Source organism: Kluyvera chengduensis (assembly GCF_044197065.1).
In the GTDB taxonomy this organism is placed as follows: Bacteria; Pseudomonadota; Gammaproteobacteria; order Enterobacterales; family Enterobacteriaceae; genus Kluyvera; species Kluyvera ascorbata_C.
The window spans coordinates 230,267-251,419 of the sequence record NZ_JBIQOI010000006.1; the positions used below are offsets into that span (position 1 = coordinate 230,267).

General features: G+C 55.3%; 19 protein-coding genes. 11 read left to right on the plus strand and 8 right to left on the minus strand.

The window, feature by feature from the left end; translation table 11 throughout:
* Window positions 1–85: 85 nt before the first annotated feature.
* Together lpdA and ACH1XZ_RS16625 are read left to right on the plus strand one after the other, a co-directional pair.
* Window positions 86–1,510 (plus strand): dihydrolipoyl dehydrogenase, encoded by a 1,425-nt coding sequence (gene lpdA / locus ACH1XZ_RS16620; protein ID WP_395596472.1) that lies wholly within the window; start codon window positions 86–88, stop codon window positions 1,508–1,510.
* Between the two features lie 322 nt (window positions 1,511–1,832).
* Window positions 1,833–2,117 carry a hypothetical protein gene (locus ACH1XZ_RS16625; protein WP_035897480.1) on the plus strand — a complete coding sequence of 95 codons (285 nt, stop codon included), beginning with the start codon at window positions 1,833–1,835 and terminating at the stop codon, window positions 2,115–2,117.
* A 60-nt stretch (window positions 2,118–2,177) separates the two neighbouring features.
* Here the strand turns inward: ACH1XZ_RS16625 and ACH1XZ_RS16630 are convergent, their stop codons facing one another.
* Together ACH1XZ_RS16630 and ACH1XZ_RS16635 are read right to left on the minus strand one after the other, a co-directional pair.
* Window positions 2,178–2,984: a DUF2950 family protein gene (locus ACH1XZ_RS16630; RefSeq protein ID WP_395596450.1), complete on the minus strand. Its 807-nt coding sequence runs from the start codon at window positions 2,982–2,984 to the stop codon at window positions 2,178–2,180.
* An 11-nt stretch (window positions 2,985–2,995) separates the two neighbouring features.
* Window positions 2,996–4,669, minus strand: a complete 1,674-nt coding sequence (locus ACH1XZ_RS16635) for a DUF3300 domain-containing protein (protein ID WP_395596451.1) — start codon at window positions 4,667–4,669, stop codon at window positions 2,996–2,998.
* Between the two features lie 465 nt (window positions 4,670–5,134).
* On the opposite strand from ACH1XZ_RS16635, the gene acnB reads away from it, so the two are divergent.
* Together acnB and yacL are read left to right on the plus strand one after the other, a co-directional pair.
* A complete protein-coding gene (acnB, locus tag ACH1XZ_RS16640; protein WP_395596452.1) occupies window positions 5,135–7,732 on the plus strand; it encodes a bifunctional aconitate hydratase 2/2-methylisocitrate dehydratase in 2,598 nt (865 codons plus the stop codon).
* 203 nt (window positions 7,733–7,935) lie between these two features.
* A complete protein-coding gene (gene yacL / locus ACH1XZ_RS16645; RefSeq protein WP_395596453.1) occupies window positions 7,936–8,298 on the plus strand; it encodes a protein YacL in 363 nt (120 codons plus the stop codon).
* A 33-nt stretch (window positions 8,299–8,331) separates the two neighbouring features.
* Here yacL and ACH1XZ_RS16650 read toward each other — a convergent pair whose 3' ends face one another.
* Complete coding sequence (locus ACH1XZ_RS16650; RefSeq protein WP_035891920.1) at window positions 8,332–8,679, minus strand: YacC family pilotin-like protein; 348 nt, start codon at window positions 8,677–8,679, stop codon at window positions 8,332–8,334.
* A gap of 143 nt (window positions 8,680–8,822) precedes the next feature.
* Between ACH1XZ_RS16650 and cueO the strand changes: the two genes are divergently transcribed.
* Both cueO and ACH1XZ_RS16660 read left to right on the plus strand, forming a co-directional pair.
* On the plus strand, window positions 8,823–10,388 hold the full coding sequence (gene cueO, locus ACH1XZ_RS16655) for a multicopper oxidase CueO (protein ID WP_395596454.1): 1,566 nt from the start codon (window positions 8,823–8,825) through the stop codon (window positions 10,386–10,388).
* Between the two features lie 123 nt (window positions 10,389–10,511).
* Window positions 10,512–11,036, plus strand: coding sequence for a hypothetical protein (locus ACH1XZ_RS16660; RefSeq protein ID WP_395596455.1), 525 nt, complete (start codon window positions 10,512–10,514; stop codon window positions 11,034–11,036).
* A 69-nt stretch (window positions 11,037–11,105) separates the two neighbouring features.
* On the opposite strand, the gene ACH1XZ_RS16665 is transcribed toward ACH1XZ_RS16660, so the two are convergent.
* Window positions 11,106–13,496, minus strand: a complete 2,391-nt coding sequence (locus tag ACH1XZ_RS16665; RefSeq protein ID WP_395596456.1) for a glucose/quinate/shikimate family membrane-bound PQQ-dependent dehydrogenase — start codon at window positions 13,494–13,496, stop codon at window positions 11,106–11,108.
* Between the two features lie 204 nt (window positions 13,497–13,700).
* Between ACH1XZ_RS16665 and hpt the strand changes: the two genes are divergently transcribed.
* The gene (hpt, locus tag ACH1XZ_RS16670; protein ID WP_395596457.1) at window positions 13,701–14,237 is read left to right on the plus strand and encodes a hypoxanthine phosphoribosyltransferase; all 537 of its coding nucleotides are present in this window, start codon (window positions 13,701–13,703) and stop codon (window positions 14,235–14,237) included.
* A 93-nt stretch (window positions 14,238–14,330) separates the two neighbouring features.
* Here hpt and can read toward each other — a convergent pair whose 3' ends face one another.
* A complete protein-coding gene (gene can / locus ACH1XZ_RS16675) occupies window positions 14,331–14,993 on the minus strand; it encodes a carbonate dehydratase (protein ID WP_395596458.1) in 663 nt (220 codons plus the stop codon).
* Window positions 14,994–15,095: 102 nt separating this feature from the next.
* Between can and ACH1XZ_RS16680 the strand changes: the two genes are divergently transcribed.
* The 4 genes from ACH1XZ_RS16680 (at window position 15,096) to ACH1XZ_RS16695 (ending at window position 18,634) form a co-directional block, all read left to right on the plus strand.
* Complete coding sequence (locus ACH1XZ_RS16680) at window positions 15,096–16,022, plus strand: ABC transporter ATP-binding protein (RefSeq protein ID WP_395596459.1); 927 nt, start codon at window positions 15,096–15,098, stop codon at window positions 16,020–16,022.
* Window positions 16,019–16,789, plus strand: coding sequence for an ABC transporter permease (locus ACH1XZ_RS16685; protein WP_333495954.1), 771 nt, complete (start codon window positions 16,019–16,021; stop codon window positions 16,787–16,789). The genes ACH1XZ_RS16680 and ACH1XZ_RS16685 overlap by 4 nt, the downstream gene beginning before the upstream one ends.
* 111 nt (window positions 16,790–16,900) lie before the next feature.
* Window positions 16,901–17,341, plus strand: a complete 441-nt coding sequence (locus ACH1XZ_RS16690; protein WP_395596460.1) for a PTS sugar transporter subunit IIA — start codon at window positions 16,901–16,903, stop codon at window positions 17,339–17,341.
* A gap of 63 nt (window positions 17,342–17,404) precedes the next feature.
* Complete coding sequence (locus tag ACH1XZ_RS16695; RefSeq protein ID WP_395596461.1) at window positions 17,405–18,634, plus strand: polysaccharide deacetylase family protein; 1,230 nt, start codon at window positions 17,405–17,407, stop codon at window positions 18,632–18,634.
* A 32-nt stretch (window positions 18,635–18,666) separates the two neighbouring features.
* Here the strand turns inward: ACH1XZ_RS16695 and panD are convergent, their stop codons facing one another.
* From panD to panB, 3 genes are all read right to left on the minus strand, one after another.
* Window positions 18,667–19,047, minus strand: coding sequence for an aspartate 1-decarboxylase (gene panD / locus ACH1XZ_RS16700; protein ID WP_035891933.1), 381 nt, complete (start codon window positions 19,045–19,047; stop codon window positions 18,667–18,669).
* Window positions 19,048–19,286: 239 nt separating this feature from the next.
* Entirely contained in the window at window positions 19,287–20,135 is an 849-nt protein-coding gene (gene panC, locus ACH1XZ_RS16705) for a pantoate--beta-alanine ligase (protein ID WP_395596462.1), read from the minus strand.
* Between the two features lie 132 nt (window positions 20,136–20,267).
* Complete coding sequence (gene panB / locus ACH1XZ_RS16710) at window positions 20,268–21,059, minus strand: 3-methyl-2-oxobutanoate hydroxymethyltransferase (RefSeq protein ID WP_395596463.1); 792 nt, start codon at window positions 21,057–21,059, stop codon at window positions 20,268–20,270.
* Window positions 21,060–21,153 lie beyond the last annotated feature (94 nt).

Consider the following 21,153-nt stretch of genomic DNA (forward strand, 5'->3'; position numbering starts at 1 on the left):
AATACACGCGGATAGAACGTCCCGGTGGATGATGGGCGTAATAACTATAACGTCAGACCGCCGGATACAAATGATAGAGGTCATGATGAGTACTGAAATTAAAACTCAGGTCGTGGTACTTGGGGCAGGTCCTGCGGGCTACTCTGCTGCATTCCGTTGCGCTGATTTAGGTCTGGAAACCGTAATCGTAGAACGTTACAGCACCCTCGGTGGTGTTTGTCTGAACGTTGGCTGTATCCCTTCTAAAGCACTGCTGCACGTTGCAAAAGTTATCGAAGAAGCCAAATCGCTGGCTGAACACGGTATCGTCTTCGGCGAGCCGAAAACCGATATCGACAAAATTCGTACCTGGAAAGAGAAAGTTATCACTCAACTGACCGGCGGTCTGGCTGGTATGGCGAAAGGCCGTAAAGTGAAAGTGGTAAACGGTCTGGGTAAATTCACCGGGGCAAACACCCTGGAAGTGGAAGGCGAGAACGGCAAAACCGTGATCAACTTCGACAACGCTATCATCGCGGCGGGTTCCCGTCCGATTGAACTGCCATTCATTCCACATGAAGATCCACGCGTTTGGGACTCCACAGACGCCCTGGAACTGAAAGAAGTGCCAAAACGCCTGCTGGTCATGGGCGGTGGTATCATCGGTCTGGAAATGGGTACCGTGTACCATGCGCTGGGTTCAGAGATTGACGTGGTTGAAATGTTCGACCAGGTTATCCCGGCTGCAGACAAAGACATCGTTAAAGTCTTCACCAAACGCATCAGCAAGAAATTCAACCTGATGCTGGAAACCAAAGTGACCGCCGTTGAAGCAAAAGAAGACGGTATCTATGTTTCCATGGAAGGCAAAAAAGCCCCTGCAGAAGCACAGCGTTATGACGCCGTGCTGGTGGCTATCGGTCGTGTACCGAACGGTAAAAACCTCGACGCGGGCAAAGCTGGCGTAGAAGTTGACGACCGTGGCTTCATCCATGTCGACAAACAGCTGCGTACCAACGTACCGCACATCTTTGCTATCGGCGATATCGTCGGTCAGCCTATGCTGGCGCACAAAGGTGTTCACGAAGGCCACGTTGCTGCTGAAGTTATCGCAGGTCAGAAACACTACTTCGATCCGAAAGTGATTCCATCCATTGCGTATACCGATCCGGAAGTTGCCTGGGTTGGTCTGACTGAGAAAGAAGCGAAAGAGAAAGGCATCAGCTATGAAACCGCCACCTTCCCGTGGGCAGCTTCTGGCCGTGCTATCGCTTCCGACTGCGCAGACGGTATGACCAAACTGATCTTCGACAAAGAATCTCACCGTGTTATCGGTGGTGCGATTGTCGGTACCAACGGCGGCGAGCTGCTGGGTGAAATCGGTCTGGCTATCGAAATGGGTTGTGATGCTGAAGATATCGCGCTGACCATCCACGCTCACCCGACTCTGCACGAGTCTGTTGGCCTGGCAGCAGAAATCTTTGAAGGTAGCATTACCGACCTGCCAAACGCGAAAGCGAAGAAGAAGTAATCTTCTGACCCGTAGTCCGGCGAGCATAGCGACGCCGGGGCACGCACGGTCTTCCCGGAGTCGGCTAACGCCTCGTCCGGGCTACCCTAGAAAAAAGCGGCTTAACGGCCGCTTTTTTTTATGCTTTCTGTCAACGAATTATGTCAAACCGTAGCAAAGTTTGCGAAGCGGGTTACCGTTTTCCGACGCTATTGCTCTGTTTTCGGCACCTTCATTCTCTCATTCCCCAATTATCCGGAAATGTTCTGTTATAGCTTGCCGCAATTTGAATAATAATCACGGTGTAAACTGATAGCAGGCTAATAAATTAAGGTTTAAGACGATGAAAATGTTTCTGACGACAGCAGCCTTAGCTGCAACGCTGGTTTCAGGTATGGCTTTTGCGAGCGATGCGACGATCCCGTGGGCTGATAACAGCGGTGGTACAGAAAGTACGCACATTGCCGCGATGGGTCAGAACCTGAACGCTGAGCATCAGCAGGTAACAAAAACGCAGGAAGGGGTGTGGGCTGATAACTCCGGCAGCATCAGCGCCGATGAAGCCGCGCTGACCAGCAGCAAGCCAGCGGTACAAGGTCACCCTGAACTGATGCCGCACCAGGGCTAAGTTCACGGTATCGATGTGTGAAAAGTGCCCGGCAGCGTGCAGACGCCGTCGGGCATTTTTTTACTCCGCAACCGCCTGCCAGCCCGCGCTGGCATCGGGGTCAAAGTGGCTAATCGCCTGCGCTTTCTGTTCAGACTCAGCGCCGAGGTTGGCTTCATAAACGCGATCGTTTTGATCCACCATAAAGCTCATCACGCCGGTTTGTCCCCACTCAACGGGCCAGGCGAGTAAGGCAACGTCGCCTTTGTCGCCCTCAGGCAGAATGCGGAAATGGTAGCCATGATAGCCTTCCCCAGGCACCGCTGGGCTAAAGTTTGGCCCTAAGGGGCTTGGCGTTTCTCCCGGCGCGATAGGCCAGTAGAGGCCATCTTTTTTTCCTTCGCTACTGATAATTTTCTGCGCCCAGGCGTGGTTCAACTGGTAGTAGTCCTGCTGGGCATCCACGTAGGCGTGCATCGCCTCAATGGCTGACAGTTCGTTACGCCCGATGGCACGAGTCAGAATCTCCTCTTTCCCCGCGGCCATGTTGAACTCCCATCCATCGGCATTTTTTTCCATGGGAATAGGCAATCGCCAACCGTCATTGCCGACGTCCAGCCAGGCGGTATTACCTTGATTGACGATCCGGTGACTCATCTGCCAATCGCGCAGGAAACGATCGACGGCATCCTGATCAACACCATCGGGGGGTAAGAACTGCTGCCAGTTATCGCCGAGTAGCTTATCCAGCTCAGCATCGTTTTTCTGCGTGACCGCGTTGACCAGCGCGCTAGCGGCCTGGTCCGGGGTGGCGAAGGTCTGCTGCGCCAGCGCCATCAGTGGTGACATCGCCAGCGCCAGCAGCGCTATCTGTATCTGCTTTTTCATCACATTCTCCTTTAGCGCCGACGGAACTCATGGTGCCCGGCGGCAATACCGCCATTATGCTGCTCAGCGCCAAGGCCGGAAGCATGGCGGCTCTGTAACCCGCGAGACTGCTGCGCTTGCCATGACGGTGCGCGGCTTTCATTGCCGCTGAGCGCCGTGTTATGCAGACTGCCGCCGTTGGCGCGCAGCGCGCTGTTCTGGCCCATCATTCCGGCATTGAGGTGTGGCTTCTGGCCGTTGAGTCGCTCATGCGTTTGCAGATTCTGGTGCTGGGTCGTATTCAACTGCGGATGCGACTGTTGAATACGCTGCTGTGCAGCGGCGCGCTGCGAAACCGAGTGGCTCGGCGTTCGGCTGGTTGGGGCGTCGTAGCCGCGGAAGTTATTGCGCTGCGCGGATTGATTCCACTGCTGCTTGGCCGCGCGGCGCTGAGCATCACGTGAACCTTGCCATACGGGACTGGCGCTGGTTCCACCGGTATGCGTACGCTGCTGCAGTTGCGACATCGCCGCCTGGCGCTGGCTGTCGCGGTTAGGCTGTGCATGCTGAGTGGCGCTTAGCCCGCCAACGGCCTCCGTTTGATGGGGGGCAACCAACGCTGGCGTCTGATGGGTGGCGCTCAGTCCACCCGCGACGTTGGTCTGATGGAACCGTTGCGCCACGCTGTTATTCGGGTACGGCGTGTTGCCGCGATACGCCGGGTTGTGCTGCCAGCCCATCGTCTGCCCGCTGATATTTTGCCCGCTTATCTTGTTGAAGTTGTTCACGTTAATGTTGATGTTATCGCCATTATGCTGATAGCCCGGTGGATGGCCGCCGTGATCGTCATAATGATCGTCATGATGATCATCGTCGTGATGATGATGGTCGTCATCATCCCAATCGATATTACTGAAAATCGCATAGGTGGTTGCTACACCAAGGCTATAGCCGAAGCCGCGCACAAAGCTGTCGGCAAACTGCTCCCCCGGAGGCGGCGGCAGATAGACCGGCGGCGCGGAGGTGTATGGCCAGCTGCTGCCGTAAACCACCGTCGGGTTGTAGTTCGGCACGTAGACCACCTGCGGGTTGCTCGGCTCAATCTTGATAACCGTCGGCGCGCTGTTGGTGGCATGGGTAGAGGTCGGTGAGGCCGCGCGTTTAGTCGTGGTGACCGTCTGCTGCGGCGTCGATTTCAGCGAGCCGGTCTGCTGGGCGAGCTGGCGCAGTTTCTGCACCGCATCCATCACGTCCTGCGGTTGCGCCAGAAATGCGTTACCGAGGTTGGTCACCCACTGCGGATCTTCACCCATCATGCCTGTCAACTGCGGGAAGGCGACCAGCGATTTCACGCTGGCATCCCACGGTTGATTCGCCACGGCTTTTACCGCCGCATCGCCCTGCTGGCCGGGATGGTCTTTCGACCACTGTACTGCCTGCGTCACGCTATCCGGATAGGTTGAAGCCATCAGCACCTGCGACAGCAGCGGGTCCGGGTACAGTGCGATAGGGGCTACCCACTGCGTAATTTGGGCGGTGGTGTAGGTGACCGGGGCAGGGGCAGCTTCAGGTGCCGTTACCGCAACCGCAGGCGGCGCGTCAGGCGTGACGGGCTCCCGGCTTTTGACGTACAGCGTACCGGCGGCTGCGAGCAGCCCGGCGCTGCAGATAAGCGCAATATAGTGAGGCTTAAAGGGCAAAGTCATGGTGGTTCTCCAGGGAACTACACAGTCCGTAACAGAGGGTCGGATATGCCGCGAGTATAATGAGGCTATTGTTTATTTTTTGATTAAAGCAGGGATTTTTGCGGTGGGGAGGGAAATCTGACAAGAGTTTACACTGCCAGAAAGAGGACAAAATAATCGAGCCTCGGCGTCAGTATCGCCCGTTTTTCATCCTCTTAGTTGTCATACTTTCATAACAAAATGTTTAATACCCCGCCCATTCGATGGTTTTTTTTCATCGTAAAACGGCTTTTTTTAATCTGTTATATCAACATTAACGATTCAGCAAATATTTAATGTTGCTTTTTTGTAAACAGATTAACACCCTTCTGAAATCCTGCTATGCTGGCCTCGCGGTACCGGGCTTTTACCCTACAAACTGCTGTCTCACAGGAGCGTGAAGAGATCGCCGACCGCATATGACAATGAGAGCGAGGAGATACCGTCGTGCTAAAAGAATACCGTGAGCACGTAGCTGAGCGTGCCGCCGAAGGGATTGTTGCTAAACCCTTAGATGCTACCCAAATGGCCGCGCTGGTTGAGCTGCTGAAGAATCCGCCTGCTGGCGAAGAAGAATTCCTGTTAGACCTGTTAACCAACCGTGTACCGCCGGGCGTTGATGAAGCCGCCTACGTCAAAGCGGGTTTCCTCGCCGCTGTCGCGAAAGGCGAAGCCACTTCCCCACTGGTTACCCCAGAAAAAGCCATCGAACTGTTAGGCACCATGCAGGGTGGTTACAACATCCATCCGCTGATCGATGCGCTGGACGATGCGAAACTGGCACCGATTGCTGCCAAAGCGCTGTCCCACACCCTGCTGATGTTCGATAACTTCTATGACGTAGAAGAGAAAGCCAAAGCGGGCAATGCTTATGCTAAGCAGGTTGTTCAGTCCTGGGCCGATGCCGAATGGTTCCTGAACCGCCCTGCGTTGGCAGATAAAATCACCGTTACCGTGTTCAAAGTAACCGGTGAAACCAACACTGATGACCTGTCTCCGGCGCCGGATGCCTGGTCTCGCCCGGATATCCCTCTGCACGCGCTGGCGATGCTGAAAAACGCCCGTGAAGGCATTGACCCGGATCAGCCGGGTGCCGTTGGCCCGATCAAACAGATCGAAGCCCTGCAGCAGAAAGGTTTCCCGCTGGCCTACGTCGGCGACGTTGTGGGTACCGGTTCTTCCCGTAAATCCGCAACCAACTCCGTACTGTGGTTCATGGGTGACGATATCCCTCATGTACCGAACAAACGCGGCGGCGGCCTGTGCCTCGGCGGCAAAATTGCCCCTATCTTCTTCAACACCATGGAAGATGCAGGCGCACTGCCAATTGAAGTTGATGTTTCTAACCTGAATATGGGCGACGTGATTGACGTTTACCCGTTCAAAGGTGAAGTGCGTAACCACGAAACCGGCGAACTGCTGGCGACCTTCGAGCTGAAGACCGACGTGCTGATCGACGAAGTGCGTGCCGGTGGCCGTATCCCGCTGATTATCGGCCGTGGCCTGACTACCAAAGCGCGTGAAGCGCTGGGTCTGCCGCATAGCGATGTATTCCGTCAGGCGAAAGACGTGGCGGAAAGCAGCCGCGGTTTCTCTCTGGCACAGAAAATGGTTGGCCGCGCCTGTGGTGTGAAAGGTATCCGTCCGGGCGCGTACTGCGAACCGAAGATGACCTCCGTAGGTTCTCAGGATACCACCGGCCCAATGACCCGTGACGAACTGAAAGACCTGGCGTGCCTGGGCTTCTCTTCTGACCTGGTGATGCAGTCCTTCTGTCACACGGCCGCGTATCCGAAGCCGGTTGACGTGACCACGCACCACACGCTGCCAGACTTCATTATGAACCGTGGCGGCGTCTCCCTGCGTCCGGGCGACGGCGTTATCCACTCCTGGCTGAACCGTATGCTGTTGCCAGATACCGTGGGTACCGGCGGTGACTCCCATACCCGTTTCCCAATCGGTATCTCCTTCCCGGCAGGTTCTGGTCTGGTGGCGTTTGCTGCTGCGACCGGTGTGATGCCGCTGGATATGCCAGAATCCGTACTGGTGCGCTTCAAAGGCAAAATGCAGCCGGGTATCACTCTGCGTGACCTGGTTCATGCGATCCCGCTGTATGCGATTCGCCAGGGTCTGCTGACCGTTGAGAAGAAAGGTAAGAAAAACATCTTCTCTGGTCGCATCCTGGAAATCGAAGGTCTGCCGGATCTCAAAGTTGAGCAGGCGTTCGAGCTGACAGATGCCTCCGCAGAGCGTTCCGCTGCGGGCTGTACCATCAAGCTGAACAAAGAGCCAATCGTTGAGTACCTGACCTCTAACATCGTTCTGCTGAAGTGGATGATCGCGGAAGGCTACGGCGACCGTCGTACGCTGGAACGTCGTGTACAGGGCATGGAAAAATGGCTGGCGGATCCGCAGCTGCTGGAAGCGGATGCTGACGCAGAATACGCGGCGGTGATCGACATCGATCTGGCTGACATTAAAGAGCCAATCCTTTGTGCGCCAAACGATCCGGACGATGCGCGTCTGCTGTCTGACGTGCAGGGTGAGAAGATCGACGAAGTGTTCATCGGTTCCTGCATGACCAACATCGGCCACTTCCGTGCTGCCGGTAAGCTGCTGGACAACCACAAAGGCCAACTGCCGACCCGCCTGTGGGTGGCTCCGCCAACCCGTATGGACGCCGCTCAGTTGACCGAAGAAGGTTACTACAGCGTGTTCGGTAAGAGCGGTGCGCGTATCGAGATCCCTGGCTGTTCCCTGTGCATGGGTAACCAGGCGCGCGTAGCGGACGGTGCGACGGTCGTTTCGACCTCAACCCGTAACTTCCCGAACCGTTTAGGTACCGGCGCGAACGTCTTCCTGGCTTCCGCAGAGCTGGCGGCGGTTTCGGCGCTGATCGGTAAGCTGCCAACTCCGGAAGAGTATCAGACCTTCGTGGCTCAGGTAGATAAGACGGCGGTGGATACCTACCGTTACCTGAACTTCGACCAGCTCTCTCAGTACACCGAGAAAGCGGACGGCGTCATCTTCCAGACCGCAGTATAAGAATGTAGCCCGGACGAGGTGCGTTAGCGCCGACTCCGGGAGCTGCGCTTGGGCGGGCTACTAATAAAGGCGAGAGTTTGAACTCTCGCCTTTTTTATTTTCCATTCCTCCCGCCGCTACGCTTTTTTTATTCCTTGGGACTGCGATAATTACCTATAGGTACAATGCAGCGGTGACGCATTGCCTTTGTAGAGGAACAGATTATGGATTATGAATTTCTGCGTGACGTTACCGGAGGGGTAAAAGTACGTATGTCGATGGGCCACGAAGTGGTCGGTCACTGGTTTAATGAAGAGGTCAAAGACAACCTCTCACTCCTGGACGAAGTCGAACAGGCTGCACGTACCGTCAAAGGCAGCGAACGCTCATGGCAGCGCGCCGGGCATGAATACACCCTGTGGCTGGACGGCGAAGAAGTGATGATTCGCGCCAATCAGCTGGAGATTTCCGGCGATGAGATGGAAGAGGGGATGAGCTACTACGATGAAGAGAGCTTGTCGCTGTGCGGCGTTGAGGACTTTTTGCAGGTCGTTACCGCCTATCGCGAGTTTTTAAAGCAGCGCTAACGGATGCGGAGCCTGTGGGCTCCGCGACGTGCATTACTTCACGTAGGCCAGCAGGCTCAACGAGTCGCGAGCCAGCGCTTTACACTTCTTCGAGGTAGGAATACCGATGCCGCTGAGATCGCGGTAGCTGTCTTCACCCAGCGCCTTCATGTTAAAGGTATCGTAGTTGCTGAGATCCCACTGGTTTTGCTGGGCAAAAAAGACCAATGCGCGACGAATTTGCGTGTTCGGTAGATTCTGGTAACCACAGTCGTTTTTCAGGAAGACAAATACCGCCGTGAGATCGGCCATATCTTCTGCTTCAGACTCGCTTAAAGCATAACTGGAACTGGACATCGCCAGCAGCGATCCAAGCAGTACCGTTCGGAAAAACGTCTTCATTTCTTCTACCTTACATCGTCGATATTCAACGTTAACATACTTCCAGAAGCGGCGGGAGGCTTTCTTAAAGCTTTCTGCTTGACCTTCCCGCAGGGGTAGGGTTTAAGCTCAATTAATCACCAGAAGCCGAAAAGGATGTAACGATGCATCGTCGTGATTTTATCAAACTCAGCGCCGCTATCGGCGTTGCCAGCGCCTTGCCTCTATGGAGCCGTGCGGTATTCGCCGCCGAGCGCACCATGCTTCCCATTCCTCCTTTACTCGCCGCCGACGCGAATAATCAGATCTTGCTGACGGTTCAGGCCGGAAAGACGCAATTCGCTGGAAAAACGGCGACCACCTGGGGCTACAACGGCAGCCTGTTAGGGCCGGCTATCCAGCTGCAACAGGGCAAACCCATTACGGTAAAAATTAACAACACCCTGCCGGAGGCGACCACCGTGCACTGGCACGGTCTGGAAGTGCCGGGTGACGTTGACGGTGGTCCTCAGGGGGTTATCCAACCGGGCGGCAGCCGAACCGTCACGTTTACACCAACTCAGCGCGCGGCAACCTGCTGGTTCCATCCACATCAACACGGTAAAACCGGGTATCAGGTGGCGATGGGGCTCGCGGGTCTGGTACTTATCGAAGATGAGGATAGCCAGAAGCTGATGTTGCCTAAACAGTGGGGCATCGACGATGTGCCGGTGATCATGCAGGACAAGAAATTTACCGCCGCCGGGGAGATTGACTATCAGCTGGACGTCATGAGCGCGGCGGTGGGCTGGTTTGGCGATACGCTGCTGACCAACGGCGTGACCTACCCGCAGCATACGCCACCAAGAGGCTGGCTGCGCCTGCGTCTGTTGAACGGCTGTAACGCGCGTTCTCTGAATATCGCGACTAGCGATAAGCGTCCAATGTATGTCGTCGCCAGCGACGGCGGACTGCTGGCCGAGCCGGTGAAAGTCAGTGAACTGCCGATGCTGATGGGCGAACGTTTTGAAGTGCTGGTGGATGCCCGCGACGGCAAACCGTTCGATCTCCTGACCCTCCCGGTGACGCAGATGGGTATGGCCGTCGCGCCGTTCGATAACGCGGTGCCAGTACTGCATGTTCAGCCTATCGGCATCCCGGGGTCAGCAACGCTGCCGGATACACTCGTAGCAATGCCTGCGCTGCCGTCGCTGGATGGGTTGACCGAGCGCAAGCTCCAGCTCTCAATGGACCCGATGCTCGATATGATGGGCATGCAGGCGTTGATGCAGAAGTATGGCAATCAGGCGATGGGCGGCATGGATCACGGCAGCATGATGGGCCACGGTGGAATGAAAATGGACCACGGCGGGATGGGCAATATGCACCACGGCGACGGTGGGTTCGATTTCCATAACGCGAACCGTATCAACGGCAAAGCGTTCGATATGAACGTGCCGATGTTCGCTGCCGCCAAAGGGCAGTATGAGCGCTGGGTGATTTCGGGTGAGGGCGACATGATGCTGCACCCGTTCCACATCCACGGTACTCAGTTCCGCATACTGCGTGAGAACGGTCAGTCACCGGCGGCGCATCGCGCAGGTTGGAAGGACACGGTGCGCGTTGAAGGCGGCGTCAGCGAGGTGCTGGTGAAGTTTGACCATAGCGCGCCGAAAGAGCAGGCCTATATGGCGCACTGCCATCTGCTGGAGCATGAAGATACCGGCATGATGCTCGGCTTTACCGTTTAACCTGCCACCGGATAGCGGCCCCGCTATCCGGTAACTCTTTGGGATAGAAACAGATTTCTGCCATAACATTCAGCGAATGTTATGGCTATACTCCTGTGGTTAACCATTAATCACGAGGTAAGAATGGCTATCTTTGGTAAGGTCCTGGCAGCCTCTTTTGTCATGCTGGTGGCGGCATCGGCGCACGCTGACATGAAGATGGAACGGAAAGATATTCCTGAGTTAAAGCTGAGCATTGAGATCCCGCAGACGCTCACGCCAATGTCCGACGACATGGCGAAAATTAAATACCCTTCTGAAAATCGCCCGCAGGTCATTTATGGCGACGAGCGCGGTAAAGCGTCCTTAGGCCTCAGTAACGGTCGCCATGCGCTGCCCGCAGGCAAGCTCGACGTGGCAAAGGATGCGACGCTGAACATGCTGAAAAACTTCAAGCCGAAGGCGGAAGCCGTGACGGTAGACGGGCATAAAGCGTGGTTGATTACCTTCCGCTCTCAGGCGCCGGATACTGAAATTCTGAATATGCTGCTGGTGACGTCGGAAAACGATAAGGCCGTGCAGGCCGCGTTTAATATGACCAAAGATTTGGAAGGGCAGTATAAGGATGTGGCCAGGGCTTCGCTGCTGTCGATTAAGTTTGATAAGTAAATCAGCCGGGCCACAACATTCGTAGCCCGGGCGAGGCGTTAGCGCCGACCCCGGGGTCGGCGCTAACGTTTACTTCGCGTCGTCTGGTAACGCATAGGCGACGATATAATCACCCATCTTCGTGCCAAACGATCCGTGACCGCCTGCGGAAATGACCACGTACTGCTTGCCATTCACCTCATAGGTCATCGGCGTTGCCTGACCGCCTGCTGGCAGACGACCCTGCCACAGTTTTTCACCGTTGCTCATGTTGTAGGCGCGCAGGTAGTTATCGGCGGTTGCCGCGATAAACAGCACGTTACCTGCCGTTGAAATTGGGCCACCCAGCATCGGCATACCCATATTGAACGGCAGCGGAACCGGCAGTGGGAACGGCAGGCTATCCTGCGGCGTACCCAGACGTTTTTTCCACACCACTTCGTTGGTTTTCAGATCCAGCGCAGAGATATAACCCCAGGCTGGCTGCTTGCATGGCAGACCAAACGGTGACAGGAACGCGTTCAGCGTCACGCCAAACGGCACGCCATACTGTGGCTGAATACCGGACTCGGTACCGCTAGACTTAGCGTCTTTCGGCGGCTCCATCGGGTTGCCTGGACCGCGCGGAATCAGCTTCGACACGAACGGCAGCGCCATTGGGTTGGCGATGGCTACCTGACGATTAGGGTCGACGGAGATACCGCCCCATTCGAACATCCCGAGGTTACCCGGGAACACCAGCGTGCCCTGCTCGGACGGCGGGGTGAAGATGCCTTCATAGCGCAGTTTGTGGAACATCACGCGGCACACCAGTTGGTCGAACATGGTGGCGCCCCACATGTCCGCACCGGTCAGATCTTTCTTCGGACGGAAGCTCAGATCGGAGAACGGCTGGGTTTTGGTGACGTAGTCGCCTTTGGCTGCACCTTGTGGAACCGGTTTTTCCGGTGCCGGCACAACCAGCTCGCCGTTACGACGGTCGAGCACGAAGATGTTACCGGTTTTCGCTGGTGCGTAGATGACCGGCACTGTCTTACCGTTAACGGTGATGTCCGCCAGCGTCGGCTGGGACGGCATATCCATATCCCACAGATCGTGGTGAACGGTCTGGTAGCTCCAGGCAAGCTTACCGGTGGTCGCATTCAGCGCCACAATTGAGCTCGCGTAGCGTTCCTGCTCTGGCGTACGGTTACCGCCCCAGATATCCGGCGTGGTGACGCCCATTGGCAGATACACCAGATCCAGCTTCGCATCATAGGCCGCTGGAGCCCAAGAGTTCGGCGAGTTAAAGGTGTAGTGCTGGCCTTCGCCTAGAAGTGCATTCGGATCTTTCGCGCCCGGGTCAAAGGCCCACAGCAGTTTACCGCTGTTAACGTCAAAGCCGCGGATAACGCCGGATGGCTCACGGGTAGAGAAGTTATCGGTGACCGCACCGGCAATCACGATAACTTTATCGGTGATAATCGGCGGTGAAGTGGGCTCGTACATGCCCGGCGTGGTGACCGGCATATCGGTTTGCAGGTTGAGAATGCCTTTGTTAGCAAAGCTCTCGCACATCTTACCGGTGTCGGCGTTGAGGGCAAAGATACGGCCATCGTTCACCGGCAGGATAATGCGGCGCGGACAGTCGGCAACCACGTCAGGAGACGCGTTCTCGGCGGTGGCTTCATGGTAAGACACGCCACGGCAGGTCACGTGCTGGAAGCTTGGGTCGGTGCCGAGCTGTGGGTCAAAGTGCCATTTCTCTTTACCGGTCGCTGCGTCCAGAGCAAACACGCGCTGGTGAGCAGTACAGAGGTAGAGCATATCGCCAATCTTGATAGGGGTGACTTCGTTGGTGATTTCACCCGGATCGTTTGGCTGCTTGAGGTCGCCGGTACGGAATACCCAAGCTTCTTTCAGATTATGCACGTTGTCGGCGTTAATCTGCTTCAGCGGCGAGAAGCGCTGACCTTCCTGGTTACGGCCATAGGCTGGCCAGTCTTGATCGGCAACCTGAGAGATTGGCTGTGCTGGTGTCGCATCTGCGCTCAGCGTGCCGTTCACTTCCTGCGGATCATGGAAACCGGCCCAGGTCAGGATACCGGCGCTGATAACCAGCGCGACGACCAGCGCCGCGACGGCTCCGCTCGATGGTACCACCAGACGGCGCCAGACGAATGGCAAAATCAGCCAGACGCCGAAGATAACCAGTACGTCGCTACGCGGCGTCAGCGCCCAGAAGTCAAAGCCGACTTCCCACACGCCCCACACCATGGTTGCCAGCAGCAGTACGGCGTAAAGCCACAACGCTGAACGCTTAGCACGCCAGAGCTGTGCCGTAATGCCCAGCATCACCAGGCCAGCGATAGGGTAATACCAGGAACCCCCAATCGCGACCAGCCATATGCCGCCAATCAGAAGATACAAGCCGCAGAACGCCGCGAAGAGGGCGGTTAGCCTTCCAAGCAGCCCTGGACGTTGATGATTTGTTTCAGCCATAGAAGAGTGTCCATTTGTTTGTTAATTATTGCTTTCATTTCATTATAGGATTTAACAAGTGTGATCGAAATCACAAATTGAGCTTTATTATCGAATTAGCCGCGCCAATCGTTTTGCTGGTATACTTTCTCGCTTGCTGATCAACCTCGCGGCTCTGGGTTAACGGGTTGAGTGATTTACATTTAAAATCATGTGGTTAGTTAAATGAAACATACTGTTGAAGTGATGATCCCGGAAGCGGAGATCAAGGCGCGTATCGCTGAACTGGGTGGTCTGATTAACGAGCGTTATAAGGACAGCGGCAGCGAAATGGTGTTAGTCGGTCTGCTGCGCGGTTCGTTCATGTTCATGGCTGACCTGTGCCGTGAAGTACAGGTTCCGCACGAAGTCGATTTTATGACGGCATCCAGCTATGGCAGCGGTATGTCCACCACCCGCGACGTGAAAATCCTCAAAGATCTCGACGAAGATATTCGCGGTAAAGACGTGCTGATCGTCGAAGACATTATCGACTCCGGGAATACCCTGTCGAAAGTACGTGAGATTCTGAGCCTGCGTGAGCCGAAGTCGCTGGCGATTTGTACGCTGCTGGATAAACCAACCCGCCGCGAAGTTGAAGTGCCGGTTGAGTTTGTCGGCTTCTCCATCCCGGACGAATTCGTGGTGGGTTACGGTATTGATTACGCTCAGCGTTATCGCCATCTGCCATATGTTGGCAAAGTGGTGCTGTTAGACGAGTAATGCGTGGGTGCCTGATGGCGCTTCGCTTATCAGGCCTACGGCGCAGGTTTGTAGGCCGGGTAAGGCGTTAGCCGCCACCCGGCAATTTCTGCGCTATTTATGGTTGATATGCTTTAACTTGAGGTTTGAAATCCCGTGGCGGTAACGCTGCTCAAGGGTTTCACGGCTGGTGGCGGTCACATCAAGGTCGCGCAGCAGGCCGTCATGAATACCGTACGCCCAACCGTGAATCACCACCTTCTGCCCACGTTTCCATGCTGATTGCATAATCGTCGAATGGCCCAGGTTATACACCTGCTCCATGACGTTCAGCTCGCATAGCGTATCCATGCGGCGTTCCGGCGGCATCTCCCCCAGCAATGAACTATGTTTGAACCAGATATCGCGAATGTGCAGTAGCCAGTTGTCGATTAACCCCAGTTCCGGGTTTTCCACCGCCGCCTGTACGCCACCGCAGCCGTAGTGGCCGCAGATAATAATGTGTTCAACTTCCAGCACATCAACGGCATACTGCACCACGGAAAGGCAGTTGAGATCGGTGTGGATAACCAGGTTTGCGACGTTACGGTGGACGAACAGTTCGCCAGGCTCAAGCCCGGTCAGGCGTTCGGCGGGGACACGGCTGTCAGAACAACCAATCCATAAAAAACGGGGTTTTTGCGCTTGCGACAGTGTCGCAAAAAAGCCGGGATCCTCTTCTCTCAGCATTTTTGACCATAGTGCGTTATTGCTGATGAGTGTATCAATGTCTTTCATGGAGGCTTGTAACCAAGTGAAGTGCGTTGGGCTAATATAGGGCAACTCCTGATTTATTAAAACTAAATATCAAGTATCAGAATGTAAGGTAAGCGAAAATCTATGACCATTGCACTGGAATTAGAGCAACTGACAAAGACCTATCCTGGCGGCGTACAGGCGCTGCGTGGGATCGATCTGAAAGTCGAAGCCGGTGATTTCTACGCGCTTCTGGGGCCGAACGGGGCGGGTAAATCGACGACCATCGGGATTATCAGTTCGCTGGTGAACAAAACCTCCGGACGCGTGAGCGTATTCGGTTATGACCTGCAAAAAGATGTGGTCAACGCCAAACGTCAGCTTGGGCTGGTACCGCAGGAGTTCAACTTCAACCCGTTTGAAACCGTGCAGCAAATCGTGGTGAACCAGGCGGGCTACTACGGTGTTGAGCATAAAGAAGCGGTCATCCGCAGTGAAAAATATCTTAAACAGCTCGATCTGTGGGAAAAACGCAACGAACGTGCGCGGATGCTCTCCGGTGGGATGAAGCGTCGCCTGATGATTGCCCGTGCGCTGATGCATGAACCAAAGCTGTTGATTCTCGACGAACCGACTGCAGGCGTGGATATTGAACTTCGTCGTTCCATGTGGGGATTCCTTAAGGATCTCAACGACAAAGGCACCACCATCATTCTGACCACCCACTATCTGGAAGAGGCAGAAATGCTGTGCCGCAATATCGGCATCATCCAGCGCGGTGAACTGGTAGAGAACACCTCGATGAAAGCGCTGCTCTCCAAGCTGAAGTCAGAAACCTTTATTCTCGACCTGGCGCCGAAAAGCCCGCTGCCGAAGCTCGAAGGCTACAAGCACACGCTGGTGGATACCTCGACGCTGGAAGTGGAAGTGCTGCGTGAGCAGGGGATTAACAGCGTCTTTGCGCAATTAAGCGCGCAGGGCATTCAGGTACTGAGTATGCGTAACAAAGCGAACCGCCTTGAAGAGCTGTTTGTGTCACTGGTTCATGAAAAACAAGGAGATCGCGCATGATGCAGCTTTACTGGGTTGCGCTGAAAAGCATCTGGGCGAAAGAGATCCACCGCTTTATGCGTATCTGGATCCAGACGCTGGTGCCGCCCGTCATCACCATGACGCTGTACTTTATTATTTTCGGTAACCTGATCGGTTCCCGCATTGGTGAAATGCACGGTTTTACCTACATGCAGTTTATCGTACCGGGCCTGATCATGATGGCGGTGATTACCAACGCCTATGCCAACGTGGCCTCGTCGTTCTTCAGCGCCAAGTTCCAGCGCAACATTGAAGAACTTCTGGTGGCGCCGGTGCCGACGCACGTCATCATCGCTGGGTTTGTCGGCGGCGGCGTGGCGCGTGGCCTGTGCGTGGGGGTTCTGGTCACTGCGATCTCGCTGTTCTTCGTGCCGTTCCAGGTTCACTCGTGGGTGTTTGTGGCGCTGACGCTGATACTGACCGCGGTACTGTTCTCGCTGGCTGGCCTGCTTAACGCGGTTTTCGCCAAGACCTTCGATGACATCAGTCTGATCCCGACCTTCGTGCTGACGCCGCTAACCTACCTCGGCGGGGTGTTCTATTCGCTGACGCTTCTGCCGCCGTTCTGGCAGGGGCTTTCGCATCTGAACCCGATAGTCTACATGATCAGCGGCTTCCGCTACGGTTTCCTCGGCATTAACGATGTGCCGCTGGTGACGACGTTTGGCGTGCTAGTGGTGTTCATCGCGGCGTTTTACCTGTTGTGCTGGTACCTCATCCAGCGCGGTCGCGGCCTGCGCAGCTAACGGTGCTGCATTTCCCGGCAGATAAAATCTGCCGGGAACCGTTCTTTGACAGTCATCACCCCTATTTATTGATTGCTCGGCTAAACTGCTTGCCTGCTAAGGAGGCAAGTTATGTTAGGTTGGGTCATTTCCTGCCACGACGACAAAGCACAGGAATTGCTGGATCGTCTGGAAAAAAAATTTGGACCGTTGCCGCAGTGTCGGGCCGTCAATTACTGGCGAGGCCAAAGCTCAAATATGCTCAGTCGTATGATGTGCGACGCGCTGCATCAGACCGATTCCGGTGACGGGGTGATCTTTTTGACCGACAATGCGGGCGCTGCGCCGTATCGCGTGGCGGCATTGATGAGCCATAAGCACAGCGGCTGTGAAGTGATCGCCGGTATCCATTATTCATTGGTTGAGCAAATGATTCCTCTGCGGGAGTCGCTCACCAGTAGCGCCTTTCGCGAACATATTGTGACGTTGGGTTCCCCCGGCGTAACCAGCCTGTGGCACCAGCAGCAAAAAAATCCCCCCTTTGTTCTGTTGCATGATCTGTATAAGCCTTAAACATTGGTATTGATGTAGCTTTTGTTACAATGGTGAAGTCGTTTCCCGCTTCGGTTATTGCTCATGGCTATACGTACGGTTGTTTTCTTCCTGCTTTTCCTCACCGGCAGCGTGGCCGCCGCGTTGCCCACACGCTATATGCAGACGACGGAAGATGCCGCTATCTGGGCGCGCGTCGGCAATAAAACCATGACCGTTGGCAACCTGCGTGCAGGGCAAATCATTGCCATTGAGCCCGATGTTGAAGACTACTACACCTTTAGCTTTGGTTTCGGAAAAGGCTTTATTGATAAAGGCCACCTTGAGCCGGTACAGGGGAAACAGCGCGTTGAGGATGGGCTGGGGGATTTAAACAAGCCGCTGAGCAATCAGAACCTGGTCACCTGGAAAGATACCCCGGTCTACAACGCGCCGGATGTCGGCAGTGCGCCGTTTGGTACGCTGGCGGAGAACCTGCGTTATCCGGTGATTAACAAGCTGAAAGACCGCCTCAATCAGACCTGGTATCAGATTCGCATCGGTGAGCGTTTGGCCTATATTAGCGCGTTGGACGCACAGCCGGATAACGGCATTCCGGTCATTACCTACCACCACATCCTGCGCGATGAAGAGAACACCCGTTTTCGTCATACCTCCACCACCACTTCGGTGCGTGCCTTCAGCAACCAGATGACCTGGCTGCGAGACATGGGCTATACCACGTTGACCATGTATCAGCTTGAGGATTATGTTCATAACCGTACCAATCTTCCCGCACGTGCGGTGGTGATAACCTTCGACGATGGGCTAAAGTCGGTCAGCCGCTATGCCTACCCGATCCTCAAGCAGTACGGCTTTAAAGCCACGGCATTTATTATCACCTCGCGCATTAAGCGCCATCCGCAGAAGTGGGCGCCGAAGTCGCTGCAGTTTATGAGTATTTCCGAGCTGGAAGAGATTAAAGACGTCTTTGATTTCCAGTCGCATACGCACTTCCTGCATCGGGTCGATGCTGCGCGTCGACCGATTCTGCTGAGCCGCAGCTATCACAATATTTTGTTTGATTTTGAGCATTCCCGACGGGCGCTGGCGCAGTTCAACCCACACGTGCTGTATTTGTCATACCCGTTTGGTGGCTATAACGCGACGGCGGTGAAGGCAGCGGGCGATGCCGGTTTTCATTTAGCTGTGACGACGGTGAAAGGGAAGGTGAAGCCGGGGGATAATCCGATGCTATTGAAGCGTCTGTATATTCTGCGGACGGATTCGCTGGAGACGATGTCGCGGTTAATCAGCAACCAACCGCAGGGGTAAACAAGCGCTCCGCCGTGACGGAGCGCTCGGCATTACGCAACCTGAACCGGGATGGCTTTCGCGGTGCGCTTCATTTCATTGTCGCCTTCGAAATAAGCTACGTTTGGACGCCAGGTACGCGCTTCTTCATCACTCATGGTTACGAAGCTGGCGATAATCACAATGTCACCTACGTCAGCGTTATGCGCAGCCGCGCCGTTGACGGAGATGATTTTCGAACCGCGTTCAGCCGCGATGGCATAGGTGGAGAAACGCTTGCCGTTGTTCACATTCCAGATATCAATGGCTTCGTTTTCCAGAATACCGGCGGCGTCGAGGAAGTCCTGGTCAATCGCGCAGGAACCTTCATAGTGCAGGTCGGCATGCGTGACTTTCACGCGGTGGAGTTTGCCCTGCAGCATTGTGCGAATCATAGCGTCTACCTTTAATTCTTAACGGAAACAAAGCAGTTCGTGACTGCTTTGAGAAATTTCGCAGGCAGTATTGCCCGATTTATACCAGGTGTCCATATGCGATTAACCTTGCTTACGATTAATTGCGTATGGTCACGCATAACCTGCTGCAAACGAAATCTTTTTGCAGAATAGCGCCTCGTCCAGGCTACCCGATTGTAGCCTGGCCAAGCGCAGCGCCGCCGGGGCGGGTTCGGAAATTACAGCTCTACGCTCTGGTTATCAATCAGACGCGCCTGGCCCAGCCACGCCGCCATCAGGATCACCGCACGTTTGCTGTTGTCGGTCAGGTCGAGCAGGGTATCGGCATCGCGAATCTGGATATCATCGGCGCGGAAACCTTTCTCATTCAGCTCCTGCTCGGCGATAGCAATCATCTCGCCCTGGTCACGCTCACCGGCCTTCAGTTTTTCCGCCACGCGGGTCATCACCTTGTACAGACCCGGCGCGATTTTACGCTGCTCGGCGGTGAGGTATCCGTTGCGCGAACTGAGCGCCAGACCGTCTTTGGCGCGGATAATCGGCACGCCGACAATCTCAATATCGTAGCCGAGGTCGGCCACCATCTTGCGGATCAGCGCCAACTGCTGGAAGTCTTTCTCACCGAAGCAGGCGATATCCGGCTGGATCAGGTTGAACAGCTTGCTGACGATGGTCGATACGCCGCGGAAGTGGCCAGGACGGCTTGCGCCTTCCAGCATGGTGGAGAGGCCCGGAACGTCGACAAAGGTCTGGCTTTCGGTACCCTGCGGATAGATTTCTGCTTCCGACGGCGCAAAGACGAAATCGACTTTACGTTTGTTCAGCTTCTCGCAGTCTTCCTGCAAGGTGCGCGGATAGCGTGCCAGGTCTTCAACACGGTCAAACTGCATTGGGTTGACGAAGATACTGACCACCACCACGTCCGCACGGGTTTTGGCTTCTTCAACCAGCGTCATATGACCGTCGTGCAGGTTGCCCATCGTGGGAACCAGCGCAACGCGCTTACCTTCCTGACGCAGGCGACGGATGTGCTGGCGTAGCAGCGGCAGGGTTTCAATAATAAGCACAGCAGGACTCCTTGAGTTATCTGATGGTCCATAGCAGCGCCTGATGGCGCTACGCTTATCAGGCCTACATCCGTTGGCGGTTTGTAGGCCGGATAAGACGCATGGCGTCGCCATCCGGCATGGTCAGCAAAATTAGTGGAAACTATGTTCTTCGCCCGGATAAACGCCGGACTCCACATCCGCCACATACTGCCGCACCGCGGCGCGCATGTCGCCCGCTTCCGCGAGGAAGTTTTTAGCGAATTTAGGAATGTGGCCGCCAGTGATGCCGAACGCATCGTGCATCACGAGGATCTGGCCGTCGGTGACGTTGCCTGCACCGATGCCGATAACTGGAATCGACAGGGCTTCGGTGACGCGTTTTGCCAGTTCAACCGGTACGCACTCCAGCACCAGCAGCTGCGCACCTGCGGCTTCCAGCGCCAGCGCATCGTCGAGCAGCACCTGACCCGCATCGCCACGGCCCTGAACCTTATAACCGCCGAAGATGTTGACTGACTGCGGCGTCAGTCCCAGGTGACCGCATACCGGCACAGCGCGATCGGTCAGCATTTTCACGGTATCAACCAGCCAGGCACCGCCTTCAATTTTGACCATGTTCGCCCCGGCACGCATAACGGTTGCCGCGTTTTCAAACGCCTGCTCCGGTGTGGCGTAAGCCATAAACGGCAGATCGGACAGCAGCAGGCAGTGTGGTGCGCCGCGACGAACGGCGCGGGTGTGGTAAGCAATGTCTTCAACGGTTACCGGCAGCGTGGAATCGTGGCCTTGCACGGTCATGCCAAGCGAGTCGCCCACCAGCATCACGTTGATGCCTTCGTCTGCGAACAGTTTGGCAAAGCTGTAGTCGTATGCCGTGATGGTCGCGAAGCGTTTTTTCTCTTGTTTGCATTTCTGCAATAAAGCGATGGTGGTCGGTTTCATAATAATCCCTGATGGTAAGATCGTATTACCCGGCATTCTAACAGCCGAAATCAGGGGGGCAACGACTTTAGGCAAACGATACCAGGTAGAGCAG